This window comes from Mesorhizobium sp. M1A.F.Ca.IN.020.06.1.1 (assembly GCF_004023265.1).
Lineage (GTDB): Bacteria > Pseudomonadota > Alphaproteobacteria > Rhizobiales > Rhizobiaceae > Mesorhizobium.
Genome location: NZ_RZSR01001322.1, coordinates 1 through 1,230, shown reverse-complemented (window position 1 = coordinate 1,230; position 1,230 = coordinate 1). Strand labels below are relative to the sequence as shown.

Genomic DNA, 1,230 nt, shown 5'->3' with positions numbered 1-1,230 from the left:
CTGCTGTTCGCCGCCGGCCACCCCGATGTGTTTCCCGCGCGCGACGTCGCGCTGCAGACGGCGGTCGGCCATGCCCTGGGCATCGACCCTCGTCCGCCGGAGAAAACTCTGATTCGACTGGCCGAATCATGGAGCCCGTGGCGAGGGGTCGCGTCGCGGCTTTTCTGGGCCTACTATCGGGAATTGAAGGGCAGGGACGCGGCGCCACCTGTCGAGATGGCCGAAAAAGCATGAAAATCATGCGTTTTTGAACGTTTCGCCGACCGACAATCCGCTTCACATCCCTGTCATGTCGGGCTTACAGTATCCGTGGCGTTCGGTTTGGAACGAAGGAGGCCAACTACGTGACGGTTGCCGTATCTCCGGATGGGCTTCCCGCGCTGGTGCTGAATGCGGATTACCGTCCGCTCAGCTATTACCCCCTGTCGCTCTGGTCGTGGCAGGACGCCATCAAGGCTGTCTTCCTCGACCGGGTCAATATCGTCGCCGAATACGAACACGCCGTCTCCTCGCCGACCTTCTCGATGAAGCTGCCGAGCGTGGTGAGTCTGAAGGCCTATGTGAGGCCGTCGCGGCATCCCGCCTTCACCCGCTTCAACGTCTTTCTGCGCGACCGCTTCCAGTGCCAGTATTGCGGCACGACCGACGATCTCACCTTCGACCATGTCATCCCGCGCCATCGCGGCGGGGCGACGACCTGGGAGAACGTCGTGGCCGCCTGCTCGCCCTGCAATCTCAGGAAAGGCGGCATGATGCCGGCGCAGGCCAAGATGTGGCCGCTGCAAAAACCCTATCAGCCGACCGTGCACGATCTGCACAATAACGGCCGCCTGTTCCCGCCCAACCATCTGCATGAAAGCTGGATGGATTATCTCTACTGGGATGTCGAATTGGAACCTTGAGATCGTTCGATAATTCGGGAGGCTGGCTGCCTGAAGCAAGCGTCTGCGCTTCCGGTGCTCACGTGCTTTTTGTAGCTGCCGCATGTCCTTTTCGGAAAACCGAAACCACTTTTCCGGCACATGCGGGAGTCCGCTCCGCTCCGGTTCTCGACGCTCACTTCATTCGACTCAGCGCGCCGAATTCTTTGAACGATCTCGCGTTGGCGCTTTCGTGGCAGCTCAGTCGCGCGCGAGCGCGCAGCGTAAGGCGACGGCGGCCAGGATGAGGCTGGCGATGGCGTTCCAGCCAGCGAGCGACAAGCCGAGGATGCGAAGCGCGGCCTTGTCG

2 protein-coding genes and 1 pseudogene are annotated in these 1,230 nt (G+C 61.5%); 2 read left to right on the top strand and 1 reads right to left on the bottom strand.

Going from position 1 to position 1,230, the window contains the following annotated elements; all coding sequences use genetic code 11:
- Both EOA60_RS33665 and EOA60_RS33660 read left to right on the top strand, forming a co-directional pair.
- Positions 1-234, top strand: a pseudogene (locus EOA60_RS33665) (DNA-3-methyladenine glycosylase 2 family protein); the annotation flags it as partial.
- Positions 235-344: 110 nt separating this feature from the next.
- A complete protein-coding gene (locus tag EOA60_RS33660) occupies positions 345-902 on the top strand; it encodes an HNH endonuclease (RefSeq protein WP_066990153.1) in 558 nt (185 codons plus the stop codon).
- A 219-nt stretch (positions 903-1,121) separates the two neighbouring features.
- On the opposite strand, the gene EOA60_RS39425 is transcribed toward EOA60_RS33660, so the two are convergent.
- Positions 1,122-1,230: disulfide bond formation protein B (locus EOA60_RS39425; protein WP_348632746.1), on the bottom strand; the 109-nt coding region annotated here is incomplete at its 5' end.